We start from the raw sequence: 15,155 nt of genomic DNA, 5'->3' as shown, positions 1-15,155 counted from the left end.
AATCACACGGCCGGATGCAAAATACCATGGAATCATTTATGTCAAAAATCCACACAGCAGTTATCGGCGTTGGTTACTTGGGCAGGTTCCACGCTGAAAAGTATGCTCAACTAGAAGACAGTGAACTTGTTGCAGTTGTGGATGTCGACCGCGACGTCGCTGAAGAAGTCGCAACCCGGTATAACGTTGAAGCTTTGACTGATTATCGGGCATTACTCGACCGGGTCGAAGCTGTGAGCATCGTTGTGCCCACCAGCTTTCACTTCGAGATCGCTAAGGCATTTATAGAGCATGGCAGTCACGTGTTAGTGGAGAAACCTATCACGACGACCGTCTCACAGGCAGAGGACCTGATAACGCTAGCGAAGGCCCACGGTAAGATTCTTCAAGTCGGGCACCTAGAACGATTTAATGCAGCACTCCTCAATCTCGACAAGCTGCGGGATCAACCAGTGTTCATTGAAACACATCGACTAGCGCGCTTTGATCCACGGGGTACAGACGTCAGTGTGGTGTTGGATTTGATGATCCATGATATCGACATCATTCTTAATCTAGTTGATTCCGATTTGGTACGAATCGATGCCACGGGTGCGTCCATTCTTTCAGATGCTGTTGATATCGCGAACACTCGCCTACTCTTTGCGAGCGGTTGTGTTGCTAATGTGACTGCGAGTCGTGTCAGCATGAAGACCGAGCGTAAGATGCGTTTATTCCAGAAAAATTCTTATGTCTCTATAGATTTTCAGAATAGAGTGCTGACCGTTCATCGAAAAGGTGCTGGTGAGATGTTTCCCGGAATCCCTAATATCGACAGCGAGCAAACGACTTTCGAGGATGGAGACGCACTAAACACGGAAATCGCGCTCTTCCTCAACGCAATACGCAGTGGGGGGCAGCCGATCGTCTCAGGCGAAGATGGTAAGCGCGCGTTGGAGACCGCAATTAAAATAACTGAACTATTGAATAAATCTCCCTTGACAGCCCCCTGATGCCACGCGGGGTAACGGGTTCCTTGAAATTTAAGAAAACGTACGAGGCCAGACCACACATGATCCCGATGCTTGATCTCAAACAACAGTATCAACAGCTTAAACCTGATATTGTTCCAAAAATACGGGCGGTTCTGGAGAGTGGTCAGTACATCCTTGGACCAAATGTTTCAGCCTTCGAGCAGGAAGTGGCTAATTACCTGAATGTCGACTACGCAGTATCGTGTGCCTCAGGAACTGATGCACTCCATCTTGCACTCAGAGCCGCGGGAATTGGGCCTGGCGACGAAGTCATCACCACAGCGTTTACCTTTATTGCCACTGCCGAAGCCATTCGTTACGTTGGCGCCACACCTGTTTTTGTTGACATCGATCGGCAGACCTTCAACATAGACCCTAACAAGATTCAACAAGCAGTTACTGAAAAAACCAAGGCAATACTGCCGGTCCATCTATTTGGTCAACCGGCGGACATGGAAGCGATCACTGCACTCTGCAAAAAGCATGGCCTTGATTTGATCGAAGACTGTGCCCAGTCATTTGGCGCGCATATCAATGGACATCAAACAGGCACCCTTGGGACCATGGGCTGTTTCAGTTTCTTCCCGAGTAAAAACCTGGGTTGCTATGGGGATGGCGGCATGGTCAGCACGCGTTCGGGTAAACTCGCTGAGCGGCTCCGCACGCTGCGAAACCACGGTTGTAACGAACAACATCATCACGGTGTCATTGGACTTAATAGCCGCTTAGATGAGATCCAAGCAGTGGTACTACGTACCAAACTGCAATACGTGGATACCTACAACGAGGGCCGACGGCGAGCAGCGCATTTCTATAATCGCTTATTGTCTGATGTCAATGTAACGATCCCGTATGAGGAAACTACCCGTTATCACGTGTATCACCAGTACACTGTACTAGTACCGGACCGCGATAGAATCATGGATCGATTAAGAGATGCTGGTATTGCAAGTGCAATTTACTATCCTATTCCGTTGCACAAACAGAAGGCATTTATAGACACGTATAGGGCTATGGATCTGACCACAACCGAGCAAGTTGCGCAACAGTGCTTATCCTTACCGATGTATCCAGAACTCAAAGATGAAGCGATCGAAGAGATCGTGGCTGTGATAAAAGAGGCGGTCAACAACTAAGTGCATTCAGCACGGCTCATCGATGCTCCTGACAGCCGCAGCCACGGGGTAAGTCTATTCAAATATTGAATGACTGACATAAGCGCGGCCGACACGGGATCGTGAGTCACGTCGTTAGTTAAGAGCGAGCCAATGACAGACGTTGAGCCATATGATGCGATGGCCGTGCGCGGATTCACGAATCAGTCGTGCGAATTGTGGAAACAGAAATCCCGCCCTCAGGGGATATTCAGATCTTAGACGTTGGAGCAGGTCGTGGGGGACTTTCTCGAAGGCTACTCAACGCCGGCTATTCCGTACAGGGCTGTGATCTATTTCCTGATAACTTTGATGTTCCTGGCGTGGAGTGCCGACGCGTGGATGCTACCGGGCATTTACCTTATTCTGATGGCTCGGTCGATCTAGTCTTGGCAGTCGAGCTAATAGAACATCTCGAAGACCACTGCGGTCTGTTCAACGAAGTATCGCGGATTTTAAGACCGGGTGGCACACTTGCATTCAGTACGCCAAATATCATTTCATTGAAGTCCAAACTCGCATTCTTATTCACTAGGCTATTTCTACTCATTCCCAACATTGGATCCAAATCAGTTGGATCCAGTGTCGCAACACATCACACCATTTACGCTTGATAGATATCGGTGGCGTTTAGCGCAAAGTGGGCTGGATATCACTCACGTTCGGACAGATAAATTCCAGCGAACATCGATGCTCTTGGTATTTCTAACTCCATTCATTTGGCTCAGCGCACGCATGAAGTATGGGCGATCTGAAACGGCGGCACACCAAAACTCAAAAACAGCTCTTTATGGCCGCACACTCATCGTACTCGCAAAAAAGCGGTAGCATTGAGTCTTCGAAAGAGCCCAAAGCACCGATTTGCTCGGCTAAATAAGCGTAGGAATGCAGGTCGATCTAAATAATACAAAGTTATTTCCGGATCCCTCCCTTAGTCAACTCTTTAGGGTCGAGTAGCCGGACAAGTTCCTCTTTCGAAAGGTCGGTCATTTCCATTGCCACCTCCCAAATTGGACGCCCTTCTGCGTACGCCTTCTTTGCAATCTGAGCACCCTTCTCATAACCAATTACCGCATTTAACGCTGTAACAAGGATTGGATTCTTCTCAAGGGCCTCGTGCAGCTTTTCCACGTTGACTGTGAATCCTGCAATAGCCTTATCAGCAATGAGCCGCGCAGAGTTTGATAATAGTTCAACACTCTGCAGTAAATTGTACGCAATAACCGGTAACATCACGTTCAGCTGAAAATTTCCGGCTTGACCACCGATGGTAACCGTTACGTCGTTCCCTATGACCTGAGCAGAGGCCATCATGACTGCTTCTGGGATCACAGGATTCACCTTTCCCGGCATAATGCTGCTGCCTGGCTGCAAGGCTGGCAAGCTAATTTCTGCCAGACCCGCCAGCGGCCCACTATTCATCCAGCGCAGATCATTGGCGATCTTCATTAGACTCACCGCGACGGTCTTTAACTGGCCGCTCATTTCCACAGCTGCGTCCTGAGAACTTAGGCCCTCAAAATAATTTGGCATAGTGGCAAAGTGCGCGCCTGTTGCAGCCGTAAGATTAGCTACTACCCTTTGACCGAATTCCGGATGCGCGTTGATGCCGGTACCCACAGCGGATCCACCAATCGCCAACGCTCGTAAGCGCTCCAGTGCTGAATCGATGCGCTCGCGTCCATGCCCAACCTGCGCCTCCCAAGCGCTGAGCTCCTGCCCAACGCGCACCGGCATGGCGTCCATCAAGTGGGTGCGCCCGGTCTTCACAATACTATCCAGCTCCCGAGCACGCCCCGCGATGGTATCGGCAAGATGACCAAGCGCAGGTAATAATAAATCTTCGATCTCCAAGATTACACTGACATGAATCGCCGTGGGTATGACATCGTTACTACTCTGACCCATATTAACGTGATCATTCGGGTGTACTGGATTTCCTAGACGCTCCGCGGCTAGGCAAGCGATCACTTCATTTGCGTTCATATTCGTACTGGTTCCCGACCCAGTCTGAAATACATCTATCGGGAAATGTTGGTCGTGCTCGCCGTGCTCCACTTCGGCCGCAGCGTTCACGATGGCTTCCGCCATATCAGTCTCCAACAGACTAAGTTCCTCGTTGGCATTCGCCGCCGCCGCCTTGATAACCCCCAATGCACGGATAAACGCCCGAGGCATTCTTAGCCCACTGACTGGAAAGTTCTCCACAGCGCGCTGCGTATGGGCCCCGTACAAAGCCTCCAAAGGGACTTTAATCTCACCCATGCTGTCCCTCTCAGTACGATAATCTTTTTCAATCATCGGCATGGCTCCTATTTCGTCGATTGGGGCAAAAGCCAACTCTGGCTGCTAACCCGTACTGGGTTACCCAACGAAATTCAACAGACGGGTTATCTCCAGGTCGAAATGATAAGGAGGTGGATACGTCTAAACGCCAACTAATTAATCAACGTAAGCCCCGTGGTTCCCCACCGGAACCCCATTAGTAAAAACGTTGAATGCTCCCCGTTTCATTATCGTCCATTCTTCGTCGTGTGTAAGTGGTCGCGATGCGATAACTGTCACAATATCCTTTGGTGTGGTTTCTTTCTCAAAGTCCACGACGACCTCTGCATCGATCAAGCGTGCCCTTCCAAAGGGCGCACGCCGCGTTATCCAACAGAGATGCGTGCTGCAGTGGCCATATAGAAACTTCGAATCGCTCAGTAAAAAATTAAACGATCCGCGTTTCCGCAACTCCCAGGCCAAATCATATATAAACCTCCAAAGTGTCTCCGGGCGACGCGGCGCATTGCGATATCGCCCGCGGATCCTATCTAACATCCAGCAGAACGCGTGCTCACTATCAGTTGTGCCAATGGGTTTGTAAAATGATAATGGTAGCTTTTTTACGCCCTTCAACTGGCCATTATGAGCGAAAGTCCAGCTACATCCCCAAAGTTCTCTAGAAAATGGATGGGTATTCTCTAGGCAAACGCGACCACGGTTCGCTCTGCGAATGTGACTTACAACAATCCTGCTTTTAATTGAGTAGCTCTTGATAAGACGCGCAACCTGTGAGTCCGCGCTTGCCTGGGGATCGTGAAAGAGACGACAAGCTCGTCCTTCGTAAAATCCAATGCCCCAGCCGTCACGATGTGGCCCAGTGTGGCCGCCGCGCTGCATTAGCCCCGTAAAGCTAAAGCGGATATCGGTTGGTACATTAGCACTCATCCCAAGTAATTCACACATTGCTTACACCGACAGCCATGCAAGTGGCCCATGCTAGACACGCGAATGCAGGTATTTTAGCGCCTCAGGCAAATCGTGCCACCCGGCAGGCGAGCCGGACTGTGGTTGTACCCAAGGTGGGACACCACATCGCGACAAAATCGGGGCCTGCCACACGGTTTCTGGTATTGCGTCTCGAATTATGCTAATGATTAAAATGATGCGCCCGACAGCATTTGCCATTGGGTTCACTCTATTCGCCTTATTCTGTGCGGCGCTTATCTATTTGTCTGGGCGTGAGCCGGATTCGGCCTCTATGGCAACTCAGATGTCTGCCTCATCACCCCAACCACAAGTTACCATTGGCAATAAACGCTATCTGTTCGATGTGTCGGATCACTCGCCACGAGAACTCGAAGCGCTACTAAGACGGGCAGAGGACCTTGCTCAAAGCTCAGACGCAGAAAATGATCAATTGGATATCGCTTTGGTCCTTCACGGGCCGGATGTTGAGTTATTCACCAAGGAGAACTATGACAAATACAAGGATATTGTCGATCTAGCCGCAAGGCTCGATGCATTTGATGTAATTGACTTCAAGGTATGCCAAAGGACGATCACAAGCCGTGGCTTGACGGATAGCGATATGCCGGCATTCATGGAGTTGGTCCCTTTTGCACCTGATGAGATAGAACGCCTGCAAGCGGAAGGTTATGTGACGCTATAACAGGGTCAGCGATGTTTCACGAACGCCTTATTAATTGGGTCGTTGTCCTGAACGGTTCGAGCGTACCTAGTCACCCAAGAAGGCCACGATGAACAGGCAAGAAACAAACCTGAGTATGACTGTACTTATGGCACCGGACATGGCGAATTTTGCTGGTAACGTCCATGGTGGCGCAATCCTCAAACTGCTCGATCAAGTTGCATACGCCTGTGCGGCAAGGTATAGCAAGAGTTACGTGGTCACAGTATCTGTAGACCAAGTGTTTTTCAAACAGCCTATCCACGTCGGTGAGTTAGTCACGTTCCAAGCCTCTGTCAACTATGTCGGCCGTAGCTCTATGGAGATAGGTATCCGAGTCGAAGCAGAGAATGTCCAGACAAAGGAAACGCGGCATACGAACTCCTGCTACCTTACGATGGTGGCGCTGGGCGAAGATGGCAAGCCAATCGAGGTGCCCCCGCTATCCATTGAAACGGCGGTTGAAAAAGAACGATACGAGGCCGCTAAACTTAGAAAAGCAATGCGAAACGACGCGCTAAGAAAAACTAAGAGGCTGCACGTAGGCAGTGGCACCAGCGCCGGTTAGTCCCTCATCCACACTCGTCCTCTGCCCCGTGGGTCCGATCAGCTCCGCGTCTACTGAAAATGCTTATACCCGACTGCGTCCGGATGGAACTCAGTTCCGTCAGGTCGGTAACACCGAAGTCCCGGTTCCTTTAAGATCGAACCCACACAGGTCAGGCCGCAGGAAAAGCAACCTATCGCTTCTTGCAATGGTTGCTGCCGGTGGCTCGGCACCGTGATGCAGAGCTCATAGTCATCCCCAGCCGCAAGCGCCATTTGCCAGGCCGTATCTCGATCCGTTTTCGCTGAAATGGCAGAGGACAGCGGGATATCAGCAAGGCAAAGCCTCGCGCCCACGTCACTGACAGACAAGATATGCCCCAAATCCGCCAGTAGGCCATCGGAGATATCAATGGCGCTGTTGGCGAGCCCACGGAGCGCCACGCCTTCACGAATCCTGGGTGTTGGCCGGTTCAGTCGCCTCTGCAAAAAGCGATCATGTGCATCGGTCACACGGTCACCGCGCTCAAGTATGGCAAGTGCAAGACCCGCATCGCCCAGCGTCCCCGTAATGTAGATCTGATCCCCTGGTAACGCCCCGCTTCGTGTCAATGCCGCCCCTACCGGCACCAGACCATGCACCTGCACCGTCGTGACCAGCGGCCCACGGGTTAGATCGCCGCCGATGAGCTGCACGGAGTGTTGCTTCGCCATTTCGAAAAACCCGGCGGCGAACCGGCCTACCCATTGCTCATCGGGCTCAGGAATTGTTAGTGCTAGCGTCGCCCAAGCAGGTTCAGCGCCCATAGCCGCTAGATCGCTCAAATTGACAGCTAGCGCCTTGTACCCGATATCCGCCGGATCGGTATCCTCCGGGAAATGTACGCCAGCAATCAACGTATCAGTAGACAACGCAAGCTCCACGCCCGGAGGAACTCGGATAAGCGCAGCATCATCGCCGATGCCGAGCGCGACGTCATCACGCATCACGAATGTGCGTTGGAAGTACTTCTCGACGAGATCAAACTCGGATGGAAGCATCGTCGTGCGGCTTCTTGCCCAGGCAGGGTCCCGGCGAACTCGCGCGGCGGTATGGAAACCCTATTCGAAGCGCAACGCAGACAATATCATTTTTCAAGAAGTACACCCCATCTCCGCAGGTCTTAAGCTGTGGGCTGCCCTGTCGAGTATGCCGTTCACAAATTTGTGAGACTGCTCGGCACCGAACATCTTGGCGAGTTCCACGGACTCATTAATTACGACGCGCCATGGGATCTCAGGGCGGTAGCGCAATTCGTACATTCCAATATGAAGGACAACCCGTTCTACGGGGTCTAATTGTTTTAATGGTCGATCAAGCAAGGGCTCAAGCGCTTCATCCAACTGTTCTGCATGGTCTGCGATCCCCTCGAGCAAAGACCGGAAATACGTCCTATCCGCCTTACGTAGATCCCGTTCTGTCTCAAACTCTTCGATTATCTCCTGGATCGCTTGATCGGTCATCCGCCATTGATAAAGCGCCTGGACCGCGCTTCGACGCGCCCGAACCTTTGCACGCTTGGAAACCTCCACATCGGGATCATTCATTTCTTGAGCTTGCGCATGAGGCTCACCATCTCGATGGCTGCCAGTGCCGCATCGACGCCTTTATTCCCCACCTTGGTCCCGGCGCGCTCAATGGCCTGTTCGATGGTATCGACAGTTAGGACACCAAAAGCAAGTGGTATATCAAATTGCGTGGCAACCGTAGCGAGCCCTCTCGAGCATACGCCCGCTACATACTCAAAATGAGGCGTGGCACCACGGATCACGGCTCCAAGGGCGATCAGCGCGTCGTACTGGCCTGTTTGTGCCATACGCTTCGCCACCAGCGGCATCTCGAAAGCCCCCGGAATCCGCACCACGATAATATGTGCTTCTGAAATACCGTGGTGCTTCAATGTATCGAGACATCCGGACAGCAGGCGTTCAACGATAAAACTGTTGAAGCGACTTGCTACGATCCCAAATCGTGCATCCGCGACGAGATAGTCTCCTTCAATCGTCTCAATATCTGGCATTAAGGTTACTTCCGCGCATAAAATTAATAGCTAAGCCTTATACAACTAGTTCACGTATTCCACCACCTCAAGGCCGAATCCCGAAATAGCATGGATCCTCTTAGGAGCACTCAAAACTCGCATCTTTCGGACACCTAGGTCAGATAGTATCTGGGCGCCGAGTCCAATCGTGCGTAAGTCCTTAGTATTGGGTTTGTGCGGGAGATCCTCCCGATTATCTTGCCACTTATAACTATTAATTTGGCTGATCAGATCTGGCGGCTCTACTTGGTTACACAAGATCACAATCACTCCGGCCTCTTCCTTTGCAATCCGTTGTAATACATTGCGGAGTGGCCAACCACAATCTTCGCGCAGACTCCCGGTCAGATCGCATATGGGATTTTGAAGATGCACTCGAACAAGCGTCGGCTTATCCTTACTGATCTTGCCTTTAATCATGGCCAAATGCACATCATTCTGAACGCTGTCACGATAGGCGACAAGTTTAAACTCGCCGTACTCTGTCGGTAAAAAGCAGTCGGCAACTCGTTCAACGGTCTTTTCATTTTGAATGCGAAAATGAATTAGGTTAGCAATCGTCCCAATCTTCAGACCATGTTCACTAGCAAACGCTTCCAGATCGGGTCGTCGCGCCATAGAGCCGTCTTCCTTCAAGATTTCGACGATCACGGCAGCAGGCTCGAAACCGGCAAGTCTCGCAAGGTCACAGCCAGCCTCTGTGTGACCCGCCCGCCTCAACACGCCGCCCGGCTGCGCCATCAGTGGAAACACGTGCCCAGGTTGCACCAAATCAGACGGTTTGGCATCAGCCTTGACGGCCGCCCGTATTGTCAGCGCCCGATCGGCCGCTGATATACCAGTCGTTACGCCCTCTGCCGCCTCGATCGCGATCGTAAAATTCGTCGAGCGGCTGGCATAGGCATCACCCACCATCAGCGGCAATCGTAACTGTTTACACCGCTCACGAGTTAAGGTGAGACAAATGAGACCGCGTCCAAAACGGGCCATAAAATTGATGTCCTCTGGCCGCACGCAGCTTGCCGCCATCAATAGATCGCCCTCGTTCTCACGATCTTCGTCATCCACAATAACGACTATCTTTCCGTGACGAATGTCCTCAATAATCTCTTCTGTTGCGTTTAAAGACATATCATTGCGATACTCGTAAAAAACACCTGTGCCACAAATTGGCCGATCGGAGCAATTATAATCGGTTACTTTATCAGTTTCCCCTAGGCACTTGAAAGGAATAGACTGTTACTTGTCACCGGATGAGGAAAGTGGATTATTAGTGAAGCCGTGTTCGGCAAGAAACTGTAGTGTCATTGAGCCACCGTCAACAGTTGCCGCGCGCTCTCCTAGCAGCAGTCGCTCTAGATAACGTGCGATGATGTCGACCTCAATGTTGACCATTTGATCGATCAGAAGCCGATCAAATGTCGTTTGTTCCAGGGTATGGGGGATAAGATAAACGTCAAACGTGGCACCGCGGACACCATTGACAGTTAGGCTTACACCATCCACGCACACGGAGCCCTTTTCACTGATGTATCTTGCCAACGCATGAGGGGCATTGACAGACAAGCGAACGCAACGCCCGTCATTCGCGCATTCAATCACTGTTCCGATCCCGTCGACATGGGCGGTAACCAGATGCCCACCGATACGACCTGCGAGGGTTAATGCCAATTCCAAATTCACGAGATTACCGACTTCCAATGCGCCCAGAGTCGTTCGAGAAAGGGTCTCCGCTGAGACGTCTGCTCCAATACCGTCATCAAAGCGATGCACCACACTCAGACAGACACCACTCACAGCAATGCTGTCTCCTACCCTAACATCGGAGAGCTTAAGCTTCCCGGTACGGATGCGTATCAACTGATCGACACCTTTCGATTCTATCGCAGCAATGGTACCAATCGCTTCTATGATGCCCGTAAACATGAAAACGAACTCAAACTGTCTCTATGCTTGTGGCCCTACCTTGCGACACGCGCTGTAAGGCGCAGATCGCGTCCAATCATACGCATGTCAATGACGTCGACTTCGACACGCTCGCCCAGTGTATCAAGGCTAGGCAGGCGGAATAAGCCGTGCCCGGCATCTCCCAAAAAGATAGGTGCAACATACAGCACTATCTCGTCAATCAAACCATTCTGTAACATCGCTCCACTCAGTGTGGCGCCAGCTTCCAGTAATACCTCGTTGACCTCTAACCCCGCCAGATACATTAGGGCACTTGGCAGGTCGACGTGACCATTGCGCTCCGTGATCTGAACGACCTCAGCTCCGGATGCGGTCAGTTTCTCCCATTGTGGCAGGTCATTTGAGGTTGTCATCACTAACGTCTGACCTGGCAGGCCCAACATGCGCGCCGCCTTTGGCATCCGAAGTTTAGAGTCGATAACTCCACGTAACGGCTGGCGTCCTGGAGGCAATGAGGCTGTGTCACGCACCGTCAGGGCGGGGTCATCAGCCAGCACCGTACCGATGCCAGTCACAATGGCAGAACTGCGCGCGCGCAGCCGCTGCACGTCTGTGCGCGCTTCCTGGGATGTGATCCACTGGCTTTTGCCCGATGCCGGCGCGGTTCGGCCATCGATACTCATTGCCAGCTTACATCGGACAAAGGGCCTGCCGTGGCGCATGCGCATAACAAACCCTGCGTTTAATCGCTCGACTTCACCCTTTAAGAGGCCCTCTTCGACGGTAATACCCGCATCCGCCAGGCGCGCCAGGCCTTGGCCGTGGACCTTCGGGTTGGGATCCAGCATGGAAGCGACGACACGGGAGACGCCGGCTGCGACGAGCGCATCAACACACGGGGCCGTCTTGCCATGGTGGGGACAGGGTTCGAAGGTAACGTAGCAGGTGGCTCCGCGGACTTCGTCTCCGGCGGCATTGAGGGCGTGGATCTCGGCGTGGGGTCCCCCCGGAGATTCGTGCCAGCCTTCGCCCACGACGACGCCTTCCTTGACTAATACACAGCCGACGCGAGGATTGGGATGCGCCGTATAGAGGCCACGCCCAGCAAGCTGCAGGGCACGGGCCATGTAGCGGTGATCAGCGACCGTCCAGTTCAACGCTTGTCACCATCCCCTGGCAACAGGTCTAGCTGATTCTCCTTCAGCTCTGGTGGCAACTCATTCTCAAGACGTTCAATCTCCTCAAGGAAAGCCCTTACATCGTCAAAACTACGATACACAGAAGCGAAGCGGACGTAAGCAACCCGATCCATCGTACTCAATTGCTCCATGACCAAATCACCGACCTTGCGTGACTTAATCTCACGCTCGCCACTAGCGCGTAAACGGTGCTTGATTTTTGAGATCGCGACTTCCACACGCTCCATCTTCACAGGTCGCTTTTCAATGGCGCGCAATATGCCTCCCCGGAGCTTTTCTTCTTGAAACGGCTCGCGCCGACCGTCCGATTTGACGATTCGAGGCAAACTCAGCTGGGCGGATTCATAGGTCGTATACCGCTCGTTGCAGCCAGTGCACTCTCGGCGGCGGCGCACTTGATCACCTTCACCGACAACACGGGAATCAATAACCCGAGTCTCAAACTCGCCGCAAAACGGACAGCGCATACAATCTAAAGTGTGTCTCGGAGGTTAAGAGTCAATGGTAACAGATTATGGAATTAGGAGTCGGGATCGCTGATTGGCTGTTCGCCTATGGACACAGAACGTGCGCCGGTTCTCATTACGGTCGCCAAACTGTTTAAATCATCTTTCGAACCACAATTGCAGCGGTGACTTGAGATGTCACACAGCGCCTGCTTCTCGATCCTCTTTGTGACCTACGCCGCCGTAAACTGGAAACTCCTTGCAGATTTCGAGCACCAGTTTCTTCACTCGCTGGATCATGGCTTCGTCTCGAACGTTATCTAGCACGTCGCACATCCAACCTGCTAGCTCTTTCGCTTCGTTCTCTTTGAATCCGCGTGTCGTCATGGCAGGTGTCCCTACACGAATTCCACTAGTCACAAATGGTGACTGTGGATCATTGGGCACCGCATTCTTGTTTACTGTGATATAAGCCTGACCCAATGCGGCGTCTGCCTCCTTTCCGGTAATTCCCTTATCGATCAGGTCGACCAGAAACAGATGGTTATCTGTGCCTCCGGACACCACCTTGTATCCTCGCTGCATGAACGTATTGGCCATGACCTTTGCATTGTTCATCACTTGCTGTTGATACTTCCTGAACTCGGGCTGCATCGCTTCCTTAAACGCCACCGCCTTCCCTGCAATGACATGCATTAACGGCCCGCCCTGATATCCGGGGAATACCATGGAGTTGATCTTCTTTTCAATATCCGGATTGCTTTTAGCGAGGATGAGTCCTGAACGCGGTCCTCTCAGTGTCTTGTGAGTAGTGGTTGTAGTGACATCTGCAATCTGTACCGGGCTCGGGTAAAGCCCGACAGCTACCAAACCAGCAACATGGGCGATGTCAGCAACAAGGTAGGCACCCACTTTGTCCGCAATGTCGCGAAATCGCTGCCAATCCAATATGCGTGAATACGCTGAAAATCCGGTCATGATCAACCTGGGTTTGTTCTCGACTGCTAATCTTTCTGCCTCATCATAATCAATTTCGTCAGTGTCTGCGTTGAGGCCATAGAGAACTGAATTGTAGATCTTGCCGGAGACATTCACCTTCGCTCCATGGGTCAGGTGACCACCATCCGCCAAGCTCATCCCCATGATCGTGTCCCCAGGTTGGATCAGGGCAAGATAAACGGCACCGTTGGCCTGGGATCCCGAATGCGGTTGTACGTTCGCGAAATCTGCCCCAAATAGCTCTTTTGCTCGGTCGATGGCGAGTTGTTCGGCAATATCAACGAATTCGCAACCGCCGTAGTAGCGCTTTCCGGGATATCCTTCAGCGTATTTGTTGGTTAGAGCAGAGCCCTGCGCCTCCAGAACGCGGGGACTCGCGTAGTTTTCAGAGGCGATTAACTCAATATGCTCTTCCTGGCGCTTATTTTCTCCTTCGATGGCACGGAATAGCTCATCATCAAAACCCGCGATCTGCATGTCTCTTGTGAACATGTTAGCTCTCTCTTTTCCATTAATTAGCAAGACTTGTAGGCCGACATCCCTTGCCGCATTTTAAAAACACCAACACGCGTAAGAGTCTGTCAACAAAGGACAAATTTCATGAAAAGCAACCTATATAAGACTATCAGAGAATGGCGGCTCGTGTATAGCAGACCGGTGTCGATCTTCATTAACCAAGTCACCGGGGGCTCATAGCGCGCCCGACATGGCGCCCAATTTAATGAGAGGCGCATTGTCAGTCGTGTTCAAAAAAGGCGCTGACAACCGCCGTCCATGCGCGGGCAATATTATTGTGATCGTAGCCACCGCCGCCCATTCCTAGCACGCGACCTCTACAATATTGATCAGCCAATCGACACAGCTGCTTGGCCGCATGCGCATGGGCGTTGGGTGAATATTGCAAATGGGTTATCGGGTCGCCAGCCACACTGTCAGCTCCACACTGAAGCAATATAAAAGAAGGCTGCGCTTCGTGAAGAAATGCTTCGACGCGTTCCCATGCAAGCATAAACTGCTCATCCGTCGAATAGGGCGGCATCGGAATATTTAGTTTAGTTCCAACGGCGTCCCCTCGACCTGTCTCGTCGGCATTTCCTGTCCCAGGGTAGAGGTAGCGACCATCTTCATGTATGTCAGCAAAGAATAATTGAGGATTGTCTTCGAATGCGTAAAACACACCATCACCATGATGTGCGTCGATATCTACATAGGCAATGCGGCTCTGCCCATAAGTTGACTGCAGTGTCTCAATCGCCACACCACAATCGTTAAAGACGCAGAACCCTGCAGCCGAATCCCTTCGTGCATGATGCAAGCCTCCGATGGGTACAAAGGCACGTCGACAATCACCTGCCATGATCTTATCAAGGGCATCCAACGTGCTTCCCACAACATATGAAGCCGCTTCATAAACGCCTGGAAACGCCGGCGTATCGCCCAGATCCAAAAAACCCTTACCCGTTGCCGATTGATGAATGACCCGGTCAACATACTGGGCTGTGTGAAATCGTTCGATCGTAGCTCTTTCTGCCTTGATGGGCTTACACAATCGAACCTGCTGGTCGAGGCCAGCGCCAGTGAGTGCTTGTGCGAATGCATCGAGGCGCTGAGAGTTGAACGGATGGTCATCTCCAAAACTATACCTTCTAAGTTCCTCACCAATATATACGCACACAGATTTGGAGTTCGCCATCACTATAACAGTTCTAAAGCGCACCCAAGGCGAGCTCGTTGCGATTCACTTCCCTCAGACACAGCCAACGCGTGTCACTGATCCCCTCTTACATGCTCAAGGGTGATTGCTTAGACAGCTCGCTCCGTGCTAACAACGAGCGATCAAGCACCAACCTTACT

16 protein-coding genes are annotated in these 15,155 nt (G+C 51.8%); 5 read left to right on the top strand and 11 right to left on the bottom strand.

Annotated features, from left to right (window positions below; genetic code table 11):
- The first annotated feature begins 38 nt into the window (after positions 1-38).
- The 3 genes from O6944_10405 (at position 39) to O6944_10395 (ending at position 2,781) form a co-directional block, all read left to right on the top strand.
- Entirely contained in the window at positions 39-992 is a 954-nt protein-coding gene (locus O6944_10405; GenBank protein MCZ6719549.1) for a Gfo/Idh/MocA family oxidoreductase, read from the top strand.
- A gap of 59 nt (positions 993-1,051) precedes the next feature.
- Positions 1,052-2,149, top strand: coding sequence for a DegT/DnrJ/EryC1/StrS family aminotransferase (locus O6944_10400; protein ID MCZ6719548.1), 1,098 nt, complete (start codon positions 1,052-1,054; stop codon positions 2,147-2,149).
- 197 nt (positions 2,150-2,346) lie between these two features.
- The gene (locus tag O6944_10395; protein MCZ6719547.1) at positions 2,347-2,781 is read left to right on the top strand and encodes a class I SAM-dependent methyltransferase; all 435 of its coding nucleotides are present in this window, start codon (positions 2,347-2,349) and stop codon (positions 2,779-2,781) included.
- 298 nt (positions 2,782-3,079) lie between these two features.
- Here the strand turns inward: O6944_10395 and O6944_10390 are convergent, their stop codons facing one another.
- Entirely contained in the window at positions 3,080-4,468 is a 1,389-nt protein-coding gene (locus O6944_10390) for a class II fumarate hydratase (protein MCZ6719546.1), read from the bottom strand.
- Positions 4,469-4,609: 141 nt separating this feature from the next.
- Positions 4,610-5,398: a class II glutamine amidotransferase gene (locus O6944_10385; protein MCZ6719545.1), complete on the bottom strand. Its 789-nt coding sequence runs from the start codon at positions 5,396-5,398 to the stop codon at positions 4,610-4,612.
- A 181-nt stretch (positions 5,399-5,579) separates the two neighbouring features.
- Between O6944_10385 and O6944_10380 the strand changes: the two genes are divergently transcribed.
- Together O6944_10380 and O6944_10375 are read left to right on the top strand one after the other, a co-directional pair.
- A complete protein-coding gene (locus O6944_10380; GenBank protein ID MCZ6719544.1) occupies positions 5,580-6,104 on the top strand; it encodes a DsrE family protein in 525 nt (174 codons plus the stop codon).
- An 88-nt stretch (positions 6,105-6,192) separates the two neighbouring features.
- Positions 6,193-6,690: an acyl-CoA thioesterase gene (locus tag O6944_10375; GenBank protein MCZ6719543.1), complete on the top strand. Its 498-nt coding sequence runs from the start codon at positions 6,193-6,195 to the stop codon at positions 6,688-6,690.
- 50 nt (positions 6,691-6,740) lie between these two features.
- Here O6944_10375 and thiL read toward each other — a convergent pair whose 3' ends face one another.
- The 9 genes from thiL to O6944_10330 all read right to left on the bottom strand — a co-directional run bounded on the left by thiL (position 6,741) and on the right by O6944_10330 (position 14,994).
- A complete protein-coding gene (gene thiL / locus O6944_10370) occupies positions 6,741-7,709 on the bottom strand; it encodes a thiamine-phosphate kinase (protein MCZ6719542.1) in 969 nt (322 codons plus the stop codon).
- Positions 7,710-7,802: 93 nt separating this feature from the next.
- Entirely contained in the window at positions 7,803-8,255 is a 453-nt protein-coding gene (gene nusB / locus O6944_10365; GenBank protein MCZ6719541.1) for a transcription antitermination factor NusB, read from the bottom strand.
- A complete protein-coding gene (gene ribE / locus O6944_10360) occupies positions 8,252-8,728 on the bottom strand; it encodes a 6,7-dimethyl-8-ribityllumazine synthase (GenBank protein ID MCZ6719540.1) in 477 nt (158 codons plus the stop codon). Before ribE ends, nusB begins: the two co-directional genes overlap by 4 nt.
- A gap of 45 nt (positions 8,729-8,773) precedes the next feature.
- Positions 8,774-9,880 carry a bifunctional 3,4-dihydroxy-2-butanone-4-phosphate synthase/GTP cyclohydrolase II gene (gene ribBA / locus O6944_10355; GenBank protein MCZ6719539.1) on the bottom strand — a complete coding sequence of 369 codons (1,107 nt, stop codon included), beginning with the start codon at positions 9,878-9,880 and terminating at the stop codon, positions 8,774-8,776.
- Between the two features lie 108 nt (positions 9,881-9,988).
- On the bottom strand, positions 9,989-10,675 hold the full coding sequence (locus O6944_10350) for a riboflavin synthase (GenBank protein MCZ6719538.1): 687 nt from the start codon (positions 10,673-10,675) through the stop codon (positions 9,989-9,991).
- A gap of 35 nt (positions 10,676-10,710) precedes the next feature.
- Positions 10,711-11,784: a bifunctional diaminohydroxyphosphoribosylaminopyrimidine deaminase/5-amino-6-(5-phosphoribosylamino)uracil reductase RibD gene (gene ribD / locus O6944_10345; protein MCZ6719537.1), complete on the bottom strand. Its 1,074-nt coding sequence runs from the start codon at positions 11,782-11,784 to the stop codon at positions 10,711-10,713.
- Between the two features lie 26 nt (positions 11,785-11,810).
- Positions 11,811-12,323 (bottom strand): transcriptional regulator NrdR, encoded by a 513-nt coding sequence (nrdR, locus tag O6944_10340; GenBank protein ID MCZ6719536.1) that lies wholly within the window; start codon positions 12,321-12,323, stop codon positions 11,811-11,813.
- A 177-nt stretch (positions 12,324-12,500) separates the two neighbouring features.
- Complete coding sequence (locus O6944_10335; protein MCZ6719535.1) at positions 12,501-13,793, bottom strand: serine hydroxymethyltransferase; 1,293 nt, start codon at positions 13,791-13,793, stop codon at positions 12,501-12,503.
- Between the two features lie 244 nt (positions 13,794-14,037).
- The gene (locus O6944_10330; GenBank protein ID MCZ6719534.1) at positions 14,038-14,994 is read right to left on the bottom strand and encodes an acetoin utilization protein AcuC; all 957 of its coding nucleotides are present in this window, start codon (positions 14,992-14,994) and stop codon (positions 14,038-14,040) included.
- Positions 14,995-15,155: the final 161 nt, after the last annotated feature.

It is taken from the genome of Gammaproteobacteria bacterium, assembly GCA_027296625.1.
GTDB lineage: Bacteria > Pseudomonadota > Gammaproteobacteria > JAKEHO01 > JAKEHO01 > JAKEHO01.
Note: the sequence above shows the minus strand (reverse complement) of the source record. Positions and strands in the feature narration are given on the sequence as shown.